Raw genomic sequence first — 15,703 nt, forward strand, 5'->3', positions numbered from 1 at the left:
GCGTAGCGTTTGTCCGGCATCTATCGGCCGATTGCCGCAAACCTTGTGCGAACCGTCGCTATCTATGTTTCTGATCTGGCAGGCGTGCCTGTCGGCGCGGTCTTCATCGGGCCTCGCGCGCGATTCGCTGCGCGAAAAAGCGCTCGTTTCCGACTAAAGACGAAGCCTCGCGACGCGATCCACCGCCCTGCTTCAGACAGCGACCGGCGCGCTGATACGGGCGTGGCTGCGATAGCCCTCGAGACGAATATCGTCGAAGCGAAACGCGAACAGGTCGTCGACCGCCGGGTTCAACCATAGCTGCGGGGCCGCCAGCGGCGCCCGCGCGAGCTGCGTGTCGGCCTGTTCGAGATGATTCAGGTAGAGATGCGCGTCCCCGAGCGTGTGCACGAAGTCGCCCACCTCGAGATTGCAGACCTGCGCGACCATGTGCGTGAGCAGCGCGTACGACGCGATATTAAACGGTACGCCGAGGAAGATATCCGCGCTGCGCTGGTAGAGCTGACACGACAGCCTGCCGTCGGCCACGTAGAACTGGAACAGCAGATGGCACGGCGGCAGCGCCATGTCGTCGACCTGGGCCGGGTTCCAGGCGGTCACGACATGGCGGCGCGAGTCCGGGCTGTGCTTGATCGAGTCGACCACCCGCGCCAGCTGATCCACCGAGTCGCCGTTGGGCGCGGGCCAGCTGCGCCACTGATAACCATAGACCGGGCCGAGATCGCCGTTCTCGTCGGCCCACTCGTCCCAGATCCGCACCTTGTTGTCCTTGAGATAGCCGATGTTGGTGTCACCAGCGATAAACCACAGCAGCTCGTGAATGATCGAGCGCAGATGCAGTTTCTTGGTGGTAAGCGCCGGAAACCCGCGCGACAGGTCGAAGCGCATCTGCCGGCCGAACACGGACACCGTGCCGGTGCCGGTCCGATCGGCCTTGCGGGTGCCCTGATCGCGCACCTCGCGCATCAGATCGAGATAGGGCTGCTCGAGCGGCGTGACTTCGGGCGCGCTCATGACGTCACCGTGTCGCGGCGATAGGCCAGCACCAGCAGCAGAATACCGCCGAGGATCATCGGCGTGCAGAGCACCTGTCCCATGGTCATCCAGTCGAAGGCCACGAAGCCGAGGAAGGCATCCGGCTGGCGGAAGAACTCGGCGAAGAAACGCAGACAGCCATAGCCAAGCAGAAACAGCCCGGATACCGCCATGCGCGGCCGTGGCTTCGCCGCGAACCACCAGAGCAGCGCGAACAGCACCAGGCCCTCGAGAGCGGCCTCATAGAGTTCCGATGGATGGCGTGGCGCCATGTCGATGCGTGGATAGACCATCGCCCAGGGCACATCGGTCACGCGGCCGATGAGCTCGCCGTTGATGAAGTTCGCGATGCGGCCGAAGAACAGACCCACCGGCACGATCGGCGCGACGAAATCGGTGATGTCGAAGAACGCGCGCTGCGTACTGCGCGCGAACCAGCCCGCCGCGGCGAACACACCCAGCATGCCGCCATGAAACGACATGCCGCCCTGCCAGATATAGAACAGCTGCAGCGGGTTATCGATGAGCATGCCCGGCTGATAGAACAGCATGTAGCCGACGCGCCCGCCAATCACCACGCCGAGCACGACATAGAAGAGGAAATCGCCGACCTCCTCGCGTTGCCAGTGGATATGCGCCTGCTTGGTGCGCACGATCCCCAGGCCCCAGCCCACGAGAAAACTCAGCAGATACATCAGCCCGTACCAGTGCACGGCGAGCGGGCCTATGGCAATGGCGACGGGGTCGATATCGGGATGCACGAACATGGCGACGGATTCTAGCAGGAAGGCAATGACATCAAGTGGTCGGCGGTGCCCGGAAGATCAGCGCGTCCACGCATACATGAACACGTCACGCGGTGCGCCGTCGTAGTCTTCGTGGTTCGGGCGCTCCGACCAGCGCCGCAGTCGGCCCTCGCAGCGCATGCCCAGCGCCTCGAGAATCCGCATGGAGGCCTGGTTGTCCGGGTCGCAGGTGGCCCAGATCCGGTAGAGCTCGTCCAGGCCGCGAGCGATGTCGAAAACCGCACGCGCGGCTTCGAAACCGAAGCCCTGCCCCCAGGCCGAACGGGCGAGCACATAGCCGATTTCGGCGCCCTGCTCGCTGAACACGCATGCGACGGTGCCGATCGCGCCACGGGCCTCGTGTTCGATCATCCAGCAGAATTCCTCGCCGGAAGCCCAGCCGGTGGCGACGTCTTCCAGAAATTCGTGGCTGTCCTCGATATCCAGATGCCGCGCCCAGGTCATGTAGCGCGACACGACCGGATCGCTCGCGAATTCGAACACGGCCTCGGCGTCGGCCGGCCGCGGCTCGCGCAAAACGAGCCGCGGCGTGGCCAGCGTGTACGGCATGCTGATCACGGCCGACGCCGGTCCGGTACGAAGGAGCGCGCGCTTAGAACAGGTCCCGCTCGAACTCCTGCTTGTAGCGCGCAGCGAAGTCTTCCATCGAAAAGCGATGGTTCTGGGTGCCCGGACGCTCGATCTTGATCGTGCCCATCAGCGAAGCCACGCGGCCCGTGGTTTCCCAGTCCATGCCCTGCTGCAGGCCGTAGATCAGGCCGGCACGGAAGGCATCGCCGCAGCCGGTCGGGTCGGCCAGCGCGGTCGGCGAACCGGCCGGAATGTCGATGCGCTCGCCGCCGGCATAGATCACCGAGCCTTCGCCGCCCTTGGTCACGATCAGAGCCTTGAGCTGGCCGGCCATTTCCTCGAGCGACAGGCCGGTGCGATCGAGCATCAGCTGCGACTCGTAGTCGTTGACGGTCACATAGGCAGCCTGGTCGATGAAGCGCTTGAGCTCCTCGCCGTTGAACATCGGCAGGCCCTGACCCGGATCGAAGATGAAATCGATGCCGGCCTCGGCGAACTGTGCGGCGTGCTGGACCATGCCGTCCTTGCCGTCCGGCGAGACGATGCCCAGCGTCACGCTGCCATCGGTAGGTACGGTCTGCTCGTGGGCATGGCCCATCGCGCCCGGATGAAAGGCGGTGATCTGGTTGTCGTCCAGATCGGTGGTGATATAGGCCTGCGCGGTATAGGCAGTATCGACCTGCTTAAGATATTCGCGGCTGATGCCGTGCTTGTCCATCCAGTCAGCATAGTCGTCGAAATCGCTGCCCACGGTGCCCATCGGCGCGCCTTCGCCGCCCAGCAGTTTCAGGCTGTAGGCGATGTTGCCGGCGCAGCCGCCGAACTCGCGGCGCATCTCGGGCACCAGAAACGACACGTTCAGCATGTGCACGCGATCCGGCAGGATCTCGTTCTTGAAGTGGCCCGTGTAGACCATGATCGTGTCGTAGGCGAAGGATCCGCAGATCAAAGCTGACATAGATTGTCCTTTCTCTTGAGAAACTCAGCGCGCGCCGGAGCGCGCGGCGCTGCAAGATCAGCCGCGCATCATGCCACAGCCGGACAGCGCGGCCGGCTGATCGCAACAGGCGATCAGGCGTCGGCGGCCGTGGCCGACTCGTGCTTGAGATCGAGGTTCTTGGCCGCCGCGACTTCATCCAGCCGGCGTACCGGCAGTTTGACCGGCGCGTCTTTCAGGGTCGTGGCATCGGCCTTGGCCTCGTCCCAGATCGCGACCATGGCCGCGACGAAGGCATCGAGCGTTTCCTTCGACTCGCTTTCGGTCGGCTCGATGAGAAAGCATTCCGGCACCAGCAGCGGGAAGTAGATCGTCGGCGCGTGGAAGCCGTAGTCGAGCAGACGCTTGGCGAAATCGGTCGCGGTGACGTCGAGCTGCTGTTTCTGACGCTTGAGCGTGACGATGAACTCATGGCTGGCACGCCGGTCCGCGAAGGCCAGATCGAAACCCCGTTCACGCAGGCGCGTCATCAGGTAGTTCGAATTGAGCGTGGCGAATTCGGCCACGCGGGTCATGCCCTCGCGCCCCAGAAGCCGTGCATAGACATAGGCGCGCAGCAGCACACCCGCGTTGCCCATGAATGCCGAGAGCCGGCCGATGGTATGCGGCACGTCTTTCTCGGTAAGCCAGCGATAGGTCGCGGCATCGCCCTCGCCGTCCTTGCCGACGACCGGAATGGGCATGAAATCACGCAGGCGCTTGCCCACGCCGACCGCGCCAGAACCCGGCCCGCCGCCGCCATGGGGCGTCGAGAAGGTCTTGTGCAGGTTCATGTGGATGACGTCGAAGCCCATGTCACCCGGGCGAACCTTGCCGAGAATGGCGTTGAGATTGGCGCCGTCGTAATACAGCAGCCCGCCCGCGCCGTGCACGATTTCGGCGATCTCGAGGATGTCCTGCTCGAACACGCCCAGCGTTGACGGGTTGGTGAGCATGATGCCGGCGGTGCGCTCGGAGACCGCCTCGCGCAGGGCCGCGATATCCACGTCGCCGTCCGAATCGGTCGGAATCTCGACCACCTTGCAGCCACACATCACCGCCGTGGCCGGGTTCGTGCCGTGCGCGGCATCCGGCACCAGAATCTCGTCGCGTGCCGTGTCGCCACGCGACTCGTGATAGGCCTTGATCATCGCCACGCCGGTGAACTCGCCCTGCGCACCCGCCATCGGCGTGAGCGAGACCGCGTCCATGCCGGTCACGGTGGTCAGCATTTCCTGCAGCTCGTACAGGCAGGCGAGCATGCCCTGCCCGTGGCTGGCCGGCGCCAGCGGATGCCGGTTCAGAAAACCGGGCAGCGAGGCCAAGGTGTTACAGGCCCGCGGGTTGTGCTTCATCGTGCACGAACCGAGCGGATAGAAATGGGTGTCGATCGAGAAGTTGAGCTGCGACAGCCGTGTGTAATGGCGCACCACGTCCATCTCGGAGGCTTCCGGCAGCCCCACGCCCGACTCGCGCCGCAATGCGGCCGGAATGTCGTCGATGGCGGGCGCCTCGGCCGGGGCCTGCGCGAGTGCAAGACGGCCCGGGCGGCTGTGTTCGAAGATCAGCTTTTCGGTCATGGCGTATTCAGCCCCGCGCTTTCACACCGGGCTGCTTGCTTGCGGTTTGAGTTCAGACCTTGAGCGCGGCGAGCGCATCGTCGTAGTTCGGCTCGTCGCCGATCTCGGCGACCAGTTCACTGTGGAGAACGGTGTCGTTCTCATCGGCCACGATCACGGCCCGCGCGCACAGTCCGGCCATGGGGCCGTCGGCAATGAGCACGCCGTAATCCTCGGCGAAGCGTTTGTCGCGCATCATCGACAGCGTGGTGCCGTTCTCCAGGCCCTCGGCCGTGCAGAAGCGCGCATGCGCGAACGGCAGGTCGGCCGAGATCTGCAGCAGTGCGACGTTGTCCAGCGCATGCGCCTCGGCGTTGAAGCGCTTGACCGACAGCGCGCAGGTCGGCGTGTCCATGCTCGGAAAGATATTGAAGATCTTGCGCTTGCCCGAGAACGACTCGAGGCTCATGTCACGCAGATTGGTGCCGGTCAGGTTGAAGTCGACCAGGCGGTCGCCGGCGGCCGGCAGCTGCCCGGTCACCTGTGCGGGATTGCCCTTGAGCGTGATCTGTTGCGTCATGTCGGTCCTTGCTTGTGTCTGGAAAAATCGCGGCCGCGGTCTGTTCAGGCAGCCTGTGCCTGCTCGACGAGCACCGCCTGCAACGCATCGGCATAGACGTCGAGATCGGCCTCGGTCTTGGTCTCGGTGGCGCATACCAGCACGGTGTTCTCGAGCCCGGGATAGAAATCCGCCAAGGCGAGACCGCCGAACACGCCGCGGTCGGCCAGCGCTTCGAGTACGGCCGATGCGTCGCCCGGCAGGCGCAACGCGGTTTCGTGAAAGCAAGGCGCATCGAACACGCGCTCCACGCCATCGATGGCCGTGAGCTTGCTCACCAGGCGCCGCGTGTTGGCGATCGACGTCGCCGCGACATTCTCCACCCCCTGCGCGCCGAGCAGGCTCATGTGGATGGTCGCTGCCGTGACCAGCAGCCCCTGATTGGTGCAGATGTTCGAGGTCGCCTTGGAGCGACGGATATGCTGTTCGCGCGGTTGCAGCGTCAGCACATAGCCATCGCGGCCGTCGATGTCCTGCGTGCGGCCGACCACGCGGCCCGGCATCTGGCGCACATGCTTCTTGCGGCAACACAGGATGCCGAAATACGGCCCGCCCGAGGCCAGCGGCGCGCCCAGCGGCTGGCCTTCGCCAACCACGATGTCCGCACCCTCGCCAGCGCCCCAGCGCCCCGGCTCCTTGAGTACGGCCAGCGACAGCGGGTTGACCACGCCAATGGCGAGCGCGCCGTTGGTGTGCGCCCAGTCGGTGAGCGCGTCGACGTCTTCGAGGGCGCCGAAGAAATTGGGCTGCGGGATCACCAGCGCGGTGACGTCCTCGCCGGCCCAGCGCTCGAGCGCATCGACATCGACCGTGCCTTGGCGGCTATCGAAATCGATCGCCTCGAAGGTGATGCCCTGATTCGCGCAGATATTGTGCGCCACCTGGCGATAGAACGGATGCACGCTCGCCGGCATGAGAATCCGCGAGGCCTTGGACTTGCGATTGGCGCGCACGGCCATGAGCACCGCTTCGGCCAGCGCCGAGGCGCCGTCGTAGAGCGAGGCATTGGCCACATCCATGCCGGTGAGCCCGGTCATCATCGTCTGGTATTCATAGACGACCTGCAGCGTGCCCTGACTGGCCTCGGGCTGATACGGCGTGTAGGCGCTGTAGAACTCGCCTCGGGTGGTCAGCTCCCATACCGCGGCCGGAATATGGTGCTCATAGGCACCGGCGCCGATGAAGCACAGCCCGCCGGCGTCGGCCGCGGCGCGCTCGCCCATCAACCGCGACACCGCCTGTTCGCTGGCCCGGGTCGGAATCGAGTCGAGGCTGACGTCGCGCAGGCTGTCGTCGATCTCGTCGAACAGATCGTCGATGGCGTCCACGCCAATGGCGTCAAGCATCGACCGGATATCGTCTTCGGTATGCGGAATGAAAGGCATGGGTCCTCGCTGGTCGTCGAGCGCCGTCGGCGCCGCCGGCATCGCTGCGCCGACGGCGCGCTGGCGCGCTAGTCTTCCTCGTCCTCGACGATGCCTTCATAAGTGTCGGCATCGAGCAGGTTCTCGACCGCGTCCGGGTCGGAGACGTTGATCTTGAACAGCCAGCCCTCGCCGAACGGGTCTTCGTTGACCAGTTCCGGCGAGTCCTCGAGCTGCTCGTTGATCTCGGCAATCTCGCCGTCGAGCGGCGCATAGATGTCGGAAGCGGCCTTCACCGACTCCACCACGGCCACGGCATCACCCGCGCCGACCTTGGTGCCGGTTTCCGGCAGTTCGACGAACACCAGATCGCCGAGCGACGACTGGGCATAGTCGGTGATGCCGACCGTGCACGTGCCGTCGCCGTCGTAGTCGATCCATTCGTGGGTCTTGGTGTACGACAGATCCTTCGGAATTTCACTCATGGGGCTCCCCTTGCAGCTGATACGCGCAATGCGCATGAACGGATGGTGGGTCGAGGCTACTCAGAAAGCGCCTCAGTCGTCGATACGGCTCTTGCCGTTGCGCACGAAGGGATAGGCCACGATGCGTGCCGGCTGCCATTTGCCCCGCAGGCAGACTTCGACGCGCGCCTGCCAGTCCGCCGGCACGCGCGCGAGCGCGATCGAGCGCGACAGAGTCGGCGCATAACTGCCGCTGGTCACTTCGCCCTCGGCCTGCTTTTCCTCGACGCTGCTGTCGGCGGCGCGCACCGCGCTGTGGCTGCGCATCACGCCCCGGCCTTCGAGCACGAGGCCGACAAGCTTCTCGCCGACGCCCTGCTCGCGCATGTGTTCGAGCGCGTCGCGGCCCACGAACTCGCGCTCGGCCGGTTTGAAAGCCACCGTCCACGCCAGCCCCGATTCCAGCGGCGTACGGTCCTCGTCCATGTCCTGGCCATAGAGATTGAGCCCGGCTTCCAGGCGCAGCGTGTCGCGCGCGCCGAGGCCCACGGGTGCTACGCCGGTATCGCGCAGCTTTTTCCAGGCGCTGACCGCCTCGTCGGCCGGCAGCACCAGCTCGAAGCCGTCCTCGCCGGTGTAGCCCGTACGGCCGACCGAACGATCACCGTCGCTGGCGCAGCGAAACGGCTTGAGCTGCATGGCCGCCGCTGCAAAGTCCTCGTCCAGTACCGAGGCGGCCAGATCGCGCCCGCGCGGGCCCTGTACCGCGATAATCGCGAGATCCTGCCGGTGCTGGATATCGACCTGGAAATCACGGGCCTGGCTGTCGAGCCAGGCAAGATCCTTTTCGGTGGTCGCCGCGTTGACGACGATGCGGTAGTGCTCGCCCGCAAGGTGATAGACGATCAGGTCGTCGATCACGCCGCCGCGGGTGTTGAGCATGCAGGTGTAGAGCGCCCGTCCGTCCTCGTCGATCTTGGCGACATCGTTGGCGAGCAGCCGACGCAGAAAGGCGCGCGATTCGCTGCCGGTGATGTCCACCACCGCCATGTGCGACACATCGAACATGCCGGCGCTTTCGCGCACCGCCTTGTGCTCGGCGATCTGCGAACCGTAGTCGATCGGCATGTCCCAGCCGGCGAAATCCACCAGCTTGGCGTCATCCGCGACGTGGGCGTCGTAAAGCGGGGTGCGTTTGGCCATCGGATTCCCAGGTTGAACAGCGTGAAACGGACACGAGCAAAGTCGAGACTTCGTCCTGCCGCCCCTCTGTCCTGGCACCTGAGAGATTTGCCCCTTCGGTGAGTCGTGGTCGCCACGACTGCTCTCCAGAGTCGATCAGGCCGGCGCGTCATGACGCCAGCGGCCGCGTGGTTCGGGTACCTGAGCGTTTCCGGGCGGTGTGCGCCTTCGGTGACGGGCCGCAGCCCGTTCTCTCCCACGCGGTTCAATGACCGTGTCACCAACTATACCGGCGCGACCGACACAGTCCAAGCAAGACGGGCGTGACGACAGCCGGCCGGCCGATCTTGAACACACGGCGCGTGTCTCACGCCAAGGCGCGAAGACGCCAACAATGGGAGGTAACGACTCGCCAAGGCGCAGCCTGTCTTGGCGCCTTAGCGTCAGGCCGGCTTCCTGGCGGTTTCCGACGCGCCGCGATCGGCCGATCGCCCACGCAGCGAGTAAAAACCTATCGCAACAATCGCGGTCCGTCGGCGGCCAGGCCGACCGCATGGTGGATCATGATCTGGCGTATCGGTGCGAGATTCGAAGCGATGCCGATCGCCTGCTGACGCAGACTGCGCAGCAGCGGATTGGCGCTGCCGTAGACGCGCTTGAGCGCATCGGTGGCCCCCATCATCATCAGGTTCTCGGCCATGCGCGCGCGCTGGTAGCGGCGCAGGTAGGTCATGTCGCCGGCATCCCGGTTCGCTGCCCGCCCGGCCTCGAGCGCAGCCACCAGTTCGGCCACATCGAGCAGCCCGAGATTCACCCCCTGCCCGGCCATCGGGTGCAGCACGTGCGCCGCATCGCCGGCCAGCGCAACGCGCGGGCGGCAATACTCTCGAGCGTGCAACAGCTTGAGCGCAAACGCCGCGCGCGTGTCCATGCGCTCGATACGCCCGAGCACGCCGGCGCTGGCCTCGGTCAGGCGCGCGCAGAACGCGTCGTGATCCAGTTCGGCCAGCTCGGCGGCGAGCGCGTCGTCGGCGTGCCAGGCCAGTGAGCAGCGCCCATCGGACAGCGGCAGGAACGCCACGGGCCCGGTTTCGGTGAAGCGCTGCCAGGCGATATGCCGATGATGACGCTCGGGCGTGACCGCGCCGACCGTGCAACGCTGACCGTAGGCCCAGCCGGTGGTCTCGATACCGGCCGCCGCGCGCACCGGCGAATTCGCGCCTTCTGCGCCCACCACCAGCGCGGCGCTCACCGTGCTGCCGTCGTCAAGCTGCAGCCGTGCGGCATCGGCCTCGACGGCCAGGCTTTCCAGCATCGCCGGACAGTAGATATCGACTTCGGTCAGCGCCTGCCAGGCGCTGTCGACGACGAGATCGTTCTCGACGATATGCCCCAGCTCGGGCAGGCCCACCGCCGTATGTTCCAGAAACAGCTCGGCCGCGCTGCCGGCATCCCAGACCTTCATCCCCGTGAACGCACAGCAACGACGCCGCTCGACCGCATCCCAGAGCCCGAGGTTGTCGAGCACGCGCCGGGGTCCCGGTGCGATCGCGGACAGGCGCAGGTCGTAGTCGTCGTTCGTGTCGAAACGCTTCGGGCGTTTCGCCTCGACCAGCGCGACGGAGAAATCGGCCCGGCTCAGGGCCACGGCCAGCACGGCGCCCACCATGCCGCCGCCCACAATGGCGACATCGTAACGGGGTGTGCGTGTGCTCATGTCGACCCCTCGTGCGCGTTCGATGATGGGCCGGCCGGCGCCACGGCAAGGCCCATGCTGCGCCGGGCCATGTCGTCACGCAGCGCCGGCAACAGCGACAGCCCGAACAGGCCCGCGCCGCGTGCGTGATCGAGCCCGGGAATGCGGTTGGAAAACAAACGCACGATGGCGTCGGTGAAGTTGGCAACGCGATGCTGATCCGGCCGGCGCGCCTCGGCCCAGCCGTTGAGCAGATCGGCGCTGCCCGGGTCGAATTCGGAATCGGTCGCCAGACGTTCGCGCAGCATGGCCGCGAGCACCAGCGCATCGCGAATCGCCAGGTTGAACCCCTGCGCTGCGGCCGGATGCAGCGCGTGTCCGGCGTTGCCGATCAACACCGCGCGCTCGACCGCGGCACGCTCACACAGCACGCGCGCCAGCGGATAGCTGCCGCGCGGGCCCGCCAGCGCGAGCGCGCCGAGCCGCTCGCCGAAGACCGCCTGCATTTCGGCGATGAAATCGTCGTCGCTGGCGGCACACAGTTGCTCGGCGCATTCGCTGGGCAGCGTCCAGACCGCGGCACAGCTTGCGCGCGTACGCGGCAGCAGCGCGATCGGCCCATCCGGGGTGAAGCGTTCATAGGCACAACCGCCGTGGGCGCGTTCCGGTTCGACGATGGTGATGATCGCGCGCTGGTGGTAATCATCCGTGCGCGCCCCGATGCCGAGCGCACCGCGCACCGACGAGCGCGCGCCGTCGGCGCCGACCAGCAGGCGGGTTCGCAATGTCTCGCTCGCCCCGGTCTCGCGCGTGCAGCGGATCTCGATGTGGCCGTTCGTCTCGTCGCGCACGAGCGACTCGAAGCGCGCCGGTGCGACGACGTCGACCTGCGGCATTGCGGCAAGCCGCGCGCGCAACGCCTCGATCATGGTGAGATTGGGCAGTACGTAACCAAGCGCGGGCAGATCATAGTCGGCCGCGTTCACGCGCACGGTGCCGAACCGACCTTGCTGGGACACGTGCAGGCGCTTTATCGGCGCGGCGTCGCGCGCCATGTCGCCCCACAGCCCGAGCTGCTCGAACAGCGCGCGTGTGCCCCAGGCCAGCGCGGTCGTGCGCGCCTGCATGTTGGCATCGGCCGGCGTATCGAACGGCACCGCCTCGACCAGCGCAATCGACAGCCCGGTATCGGCCAGCGCACAGGCCAGGCTCGCGCCGGCCAGCCCGCCGCCGACCACGGCGATGTCGTAGTCGCGACTCACGCGCCGCCTCCGGACTGACCCTGTGCCATCAACGCCTCTATTTCGTCGGCATCCTTGGGTACGTCCGAGGTCAGCACGTCGCAGCCGTCGTCCGTAATCACGATGTCGTCCTCGACACGGATGCCGGTACTCCAGAAGCGCCGCGGCGCGGTTTCGCTGCCGGCCTGCACATACAGGCCCGGCTCCACGGTCAGCGCCATGCCCGGCTCGAGCAGCCGCCATTCGTCGCCGCTCTTGTAATCGCCGACGTCGTGCACATCCATGCCGATCCAGTGGCTGGTGCCGTGCATGAAGAAGCTGCGATATCGCTCGGTCTCGATAACGTCCTCGACATCGCCCTCCAGCAGCCCGAGCCGCACTAGCCCCTCGACGAGCACGTGCAGCGCCGCCTGGTGCACCGCATTGACCGGCTCGCCGGGCCGAGCGGCATCGATGGCGGCACGGTTGGCGGCCAGCACCACGTCGTAGAGTTCGCGCTGCGCGGTGGTGAACCGGCCGTTGACCGGGAAGGTCCGGGTGATGTCGCCGGCGTAGCCGCGGTACTCGGCGCCGGCATCGATGAGCACCAGATCGCCGTCCTTCATCGGCGCGGCGTTCTCGATGTAATGGAGCACGCACGCGTTCTCGCCCGCGCCGACAATGCTGGGATAGGCCCAGCTCATGCCGTCCATCTCGAATTCGTAGTGCAGCACCGCCGCGAGCTGGTACTCGTGCATGCCCGGCCGCACTGCACGCATCGCGGCGGCATGGGCGCGCGCCGAGGTCGCCGCGGCTTCGCGCATGAGATCCACTTCGGCCGCGGACTTGCGCAGACGCATCTCGTGAAGGATGCGGTCGAGCGACACGATTTCATTGGGCGGCGTGGCCCGGCGGCCCTGGCTGCGCAGCTTTTCCATGCGGCGCAGCACGTCGTGCTCGAATTCCTTGTGTGTGCCCAGGGTGATGTAAAGCCGCTGCCGGCCGTCGAGCAGCTTGGCGAGCCAGTCGTCGAAGTCGTCGATATCGTAGGCACTGTCGGCCCCGTACCAGGCCATCGCGCCTTCGGGGCCGGCACGGCGACCGACCCATATCTCCTGTTCCACATCGCGCTCGCGACAGAACAGCAGATAATCGCCGGCCTCGAAGCCCGGCGCGATCACGGCGATCGCCTCGGGCTCGGTGAAACCGGTCAGATAGCGAAAGTCGCTGTTCGGCCGGTAGGGATAGTCGACGTCGTTGTTGCGGTTGCGCTCCGGCGTGGCCGCGATCAGCGCGACCCCGTTCTCGCCGACGACCTGGGCGAGACGACGCCGCCGGGCGGCGTGATCGGTCTGACGATCCTGATGACGCAGATGCGACTGATCCCTCATTCAATCCTTCCTAAGACAAGGGCACTCGCCGAAAGAGCCCGGGTGCAAATGGCGGATACGCGCAAAACGACGCCGACCGCCAGACTAGTGCAGCGACTCGCGGCTCGTCGGGCCTTCGCGCTTGGGCTGGAGTTCGAGAAAGATCATCTGAACGCCCACGCGGACATATTCGACCAGCTCGGCGTAATCCGCCTCGGCGGTTTCGGACTGCGCCTCGTCGTCGCTCAGGCCGACCCGGGACAGCTCGGTAAGGTCGCTGACCACCTCGCGAATCTCCGGCGAGAGACGATCGAGCTCGAACTGACCGCTGTTGCTCAGGCCATACAGAAAGCCGTCGCACCAGCGCCCGAGCGCGCGTACGCGCTGCGCCAGCTCGACTTCGTCATCCGGCAGCAGCGGCTTGAAGCCCAGATCCGGATCGAACAACCCTTCCAGCGTCATCTCGCGCAGCGCATCGAGCGCGCTGTCGAGCGTGTCGGACTGCACGTCCTCGACCGCACGCGCGCCGCTGATTTCGTTGTCGATACACAGCATGCCAGTGAGGATGCCGTGCACCTCGCCCGGCGTCTGTACAGATTTCGCCTGTGTGAGCCCCACCTGAAGGGCTTCGAAGATGTTGTCCTGACTCATCGCGCTTCTCTATTGCAATGCCGCATGGTAGCAAAGCACGCACTCAAGACACGCCCGGCGGCGCGCCGAGCAGACACAGATACGCGAGGTTGTAGAAGGCGTGCACGCTCACCGGCACGAACAGGCGACGATGGCGCTCCCACAAGGCGCCGTACACGAGCGCCGGCACGAACGTGGCCAGCGCCCACCCCGGCGGATGCTGCAACAGGTGTGCAAGCGCGAAACAGGCGGCCGTGAGCAGATTGGCACGGGTCAGCGCGCCGACACGTCCGGGCAGGCGCGTCGCCAGCGCGTCGTGCACGCCGAGACGGAATACGATTTCCTCGAGCAGCGGCAGCACGCCCACGGCCATCAAGAGAGCCGGCGTACCCGGCCACCGCAGGGTCAGCGAAAGCGGCGTGCAAGCCGCCAGCAGCGCGACCGCCGGCAGGGCCGCGGCCAGCGCCAAGCCATAGCCGCGGTCGCGCCAGGGCGGCGCTACCGGCACGGCCTCAGGCCGTACGGCGCCTGCGCAGCGCCGCGCCCGCGGCCCCGACGAGCAGGAGCATCCAGAGCGGGTCGAAACGGGCGCTATCGGCCAGGGTGCAACCGCCGCCTCCGCCATCGTCGTCGTCATTGCGCGACGCACTCTCGCCGCCGGCAGCGGTCATCTCCATGGGTTCTTCGACGGTGACATCGTCTTCGGTCGCGCCGCCGAGAATCGCGTCGCTGCTGTCGTCCGGGCATTCAACGTCAGTAGCCAACACCCATCCCAAGTCCTGCAGCACGCATGACGATAGGCCGATCCCCCCAGAAAGCGACGCATCGACGATAGCGATTGGCTCCATTAGCTGATCTGGGCGCAATGATGTATCCCAGTGCGCGATCGAACTCGCGCGGCTGAGCGTGCGGGGCGTGTACAGACGCACGCGACCCTGGTTGGTGCCGGCGGTCAGGGCCGGCGCGCCGTTGGCGGTCGTGCTCGAACCGCCGAAGACCACGTCGGGCGTGTTGGTGAGGGAGTCGCGCCGTTGCGCGTCGCTGAGATCGGGCCAGAACGGCTGCCCGCTGACTTTAAGATCCTGGATTTGACTGCTGTAGATATCGGGATAGCGCGCACCGCTGGGCGCACGCGGGAACTGGCCCGGCTGGGTGTCGTCATCACTGGCCACAGCCACGAGCGACACAAAGCCGAGACCGTGCGTGAGTTCGTGGCCGACCGTGCTCACGAAGCTCGGCTGATCGTCGGGCGTGGCTCCGTCGATGCCGTAGTACCAGCCCTGCCCGCCCAGGCAATTGGCGTTGCTGTCGAGGCCCGGATTGAAGCGTGCCGCCACGTCGTTGACAGTGTTGGCGACCCGGCGGCCGCGTAACGCGTTGGCCAGTGCCAGCGGGTAGAAAGTGTTCGCTTCGCGGCTTCGCTGCGGCGCGAAATTGGCCACGAAGGTCGCCGGCGAAGCGCTGGCCAGGGTAGCCGCGGTACGTCCGCAGGCGAGACTGTCGTCGAACGTCGCCTCGATACGGATCGGCACGCTGCTCTGGACCCGGCTGCCGAGAATCGATGCCGCATAGCGGAACGCGATGCGGCGCTGTTCGCCCAGGGTCTCGCCGTCGTTGCCGCCCACCGGGGTCGCCGGCGTCGGGTCGTTGAAACCATTGTCGGCATCGTCGCCGACCACCAGAACGATCTCCGCCGCGCTCGCGCTGGCGCTCATGAACGCCATTGCGGTAACCGCCGGCACGGCCCAGCCGAGGCTGCGCCCCAGGTGCTGGCCAATCAATGTCTGGAGCGCGCGCATAGCGCCTCCCGTTCGCTTTCGCTGGGCGCGCTGTCGGCATGCCCCATGCGCAGGGTGCCGTCATCGCACCGCACGGCCTGCATCGCAGGGGCGGCGTCGGGCGCCGGCGTGAGCATTTCGTCGCCCTCGTCGTTGGTCCAGGCCTTCGGCTGGCCCGGACGCGTGCGCTGACTCGCACCGTCGGCGTCATCGCCGGGCTCGGCCTGCCCGGGCGGGGGCGCGTCGAGTATTTCGCCGGTCTCGGGGTCGATATGAATCTGCTGTTGCGCCGATTGCGCCTGCGCATCGGCGGCCTGTATCGCGCCGATCGACAGCACGCCTGCGAGGCCCAGCGAAACGACCGCCAGCGCTGCCGCCAAGGCTGACCGTGTTTTCATGTCTGTATTCCCGTTTTCGGATCTGTGCACGTGTGC

General features: G+C 66.4%; 16 protein-coding genes and 2 riboswitches. All 16 genes read right to left on the reverse strand.

All coding sequences use genetic code 11. The features are described 5' to 3' along the window. Positions 1-192: 192 nt before the first annotated feature. Entirely contained in the window at positions 193-1,014 is an 822-nt protein-coding gene (locus tag J7355_RS15105; RefSeq protein WP_209064139.1) for a thymidylate synthase, read from the reverse strand. Continuing rightward, positions 1,011-1,802, reverse strand: coding sequence for a prolipoprotein diacylglyceryl transferase (gene lgt / locus J7355_RS15110; RefSeq protein WP_209064141.1), 792 nt, complete (start codon positions 1,800-1,802; stop codon positions 1,011-1,013). The genes J7355_RS15105 and lgt overlap by 4 nt, the downstream gene beginning before the upstream one ends. Positions 1,803-1,859: 57 nt before the next feature. Continuing rightward, positions 1,860-2,390 carry a GNAT family N-acetyltransferase gene (locus tag J7355_RS15115; protein WP_247740027.1) on the reverse strand — a complete coding sequence of 177 codons (531 nt, stop codon included), beginning with the start codon at positions 2,388-2,390 and terminating at the stop codon, positions 1,860-1,862. 43 nt (positions 2,391-2,433) lie between these two features. Further along, positions 2,434-3,369 (reverse strand): carbohydrate kinase family protein, encoded by a 936-nt coding sequence (locus J7355_RS15120; RefSeq protein ID WP_209064145.1) that lies wholly within the window; start codon positions 3,367-3,369, stop codon positions 2,434-2,436. Positions 3,370-3,482: 113 nt separating this feature from the next. Beyond that, positions 3,483-4,967, reverse strand: a complete 1,485-nt coding sequence (gcvPB, locus tag J7355_RS15125; RefSeq protein WP_209064147.1) for an aminomethyl-transferring glycine dehydrogenase subunit GcvPB — start codon at positions 4,965-4,967, stop codon at positions 3,483-3,485. 52 nt (positions 4,968-5,019) lie between these two features. Next, the gene (gene tpx / locus J7355_RS15130) at positions 5,020-5,526 is read right to left on the reverse strand and encodes a thiol peroxidase (protein ID WP_209064149.1); all 507 of its coding nucleotides are present in this window, start codon (positions 5,524-5,526) and stop codon (positions 5,020-5,022) included. A 44-nt stretch (positions 5,527-5,570) separates the two neighbouring features. Next, positions 5,571-6,950, reverse strand: a complete 1,380-nt coding sequence (gene gcvPA / locus J7355_RS15135) for an aminomethyl-transferring glycine dehydrogenase subunit GcvPA (RefSeq protein ID WP_209064150.1) — start codon at positions 6,948-6,950, stop codon at positions 5,571-5,573. 68 nt (positions 6,951-7,018) lie between these two features. Further along, on the reverse strand, positions 7,019-7,414 hold the full coding sequence (gene gcvH / locus J7355_RS15140) for a glycine cleavage system protein GcvH (RefSeq protein WP_209064152.1): 396 nt from the start codon (positions 7,412-7,414) through the stop codon (positions 7,019-7,021). Positions 7,415-7,486: 72 nt separating this feature from the next. After that, positions 7,487-8,596 carry a glycine cleavage system aminomethyltransferase GcvT gene (gene gcvT, locus J7355_RS15145; protein ID WP_209064154.1) on the reverse strand — a complete coding sequence of 370 codons (1,110 nt, stop codon included), beginning with the start codon at positions 8,594-8,596 and terminating at the stop codon, positions 7,487-7,489. A 56-nt stretch (positions 8,597-8,652) separates the two neighbouring features. Further along, a riboswitch (glycine riboswitch) is annotated at positions 8,653-8,735 on the reverse strand. Between the two features lie 19 nt (positions 8,736-8,754). Then, positions 8,755-8,844, reverse strand: a riboswitch (glycine riboswitch). Positions 8,845-9,086: 242 nt separating this feature from the next. Next, a complete protein-coding gene (locus J7355_RS15150) occupies positions 9,087-10,292 on the reverse strand; it encodes a UbiH/UbiF/VisC/COQ6 family ubiquinone biosynthesis hydroxylase (RefSeq protein WP_209064156.1) in 1,206 nt (401 codons plus the stop codon). Beyond that, the gene (ubiH, locus tag J7355_RS15155) at positions 10,289-11,533 is read right to left on the reverse strand and encodes a 2-octaprenyl-6-methoxyphenyl hydroxylase (RefSeq protein WP_209064158.1); all 1,245 of its coding nucleotides are present in this window, start codon (positions 11,531-11,533) and stop codon (positions 10,289-10,291) included. The genes J7355_RS15150 and ubiH overlap by 4 nt, the downstream gene beginning before the upstream one ends. Further along, on the reverse strand, positions 11,530-12,882 hold the full coding sequence (gene pepP, locus J7355_RS15160) for a Xaa-Pro aminopeptidase (protein WP_209064160.1): 1,353 nt from the start codon (positions 12,880-12,882) through the stop codon (positions 11,530-11,532). The genes ubiH and pepP overlap by 4 nt, the downstream gene beginning before the upstream one ends. An 84-nt stretch (positions 12,883-12,966) precedes the next feature. Beyond that, positions 12,967-13,512 carry a UPF0149 family protein gene (locus J7355_RS15165; RefSeq protein ID WP_209064163.1) on the reverse strand — a complete coding sequence of 182 codons (546 nt, stop codon included), beginning with the start codon at positions 13,510-13,512 and terminating at the stop codon, positions 12,967-12,969. 43 nt (positions 13,513-13,555) lie between these two features. Further along, positions 13,556-13,999: a JDVT-CTERM system glutamic-type intramembrane protease gene (mrtJ, locus tag J7355_RS15170; protein WP_209064166.1), complete on the reverse strand. Its 444-nt coding sequence runs from the start codon at positions 13,997-13,999 to the stop codon at positions 13,556-13,558. A 4-nt stretch (positions 14,000-14,003) separates the two neighbouring features. After that, positions 14,004-15,290: a JDVT-CTERM domain-containing protein gene (locus J7355_RS15175; protein WP_209064169.1), complete on the reverse strand. Its 1,287-nt coding sequence runs from the start codon at positions 15,288-15,290 to the stop codon at positions 14,004-14,006. After that, positions 15,269-15,667, reverse strand: coding sequence for a hypothetical protein (locus J7355_RS15180; protein ID WP_209064171.1), 399 nt, complete (start codon positions 15,665-15,667; stop codon positions 15,269-15,271). Before J7355_RS15180 ends, J7355_RS15175 begins: the two co-directional genes overlap by 22 nt. Positions 15,668-15,703 lie beyond the last annotated feature (36 nt).

Origin of the sequence: Endozoicomonas sp. G2_2 (genome assembly GCF_017744135.1) — a bacterium.
GTDB lineage: Bacteria > Pseudomonadota > Gammaproteobacteria > Nevskiales > Salinisphaeraceae > Salinisphaera.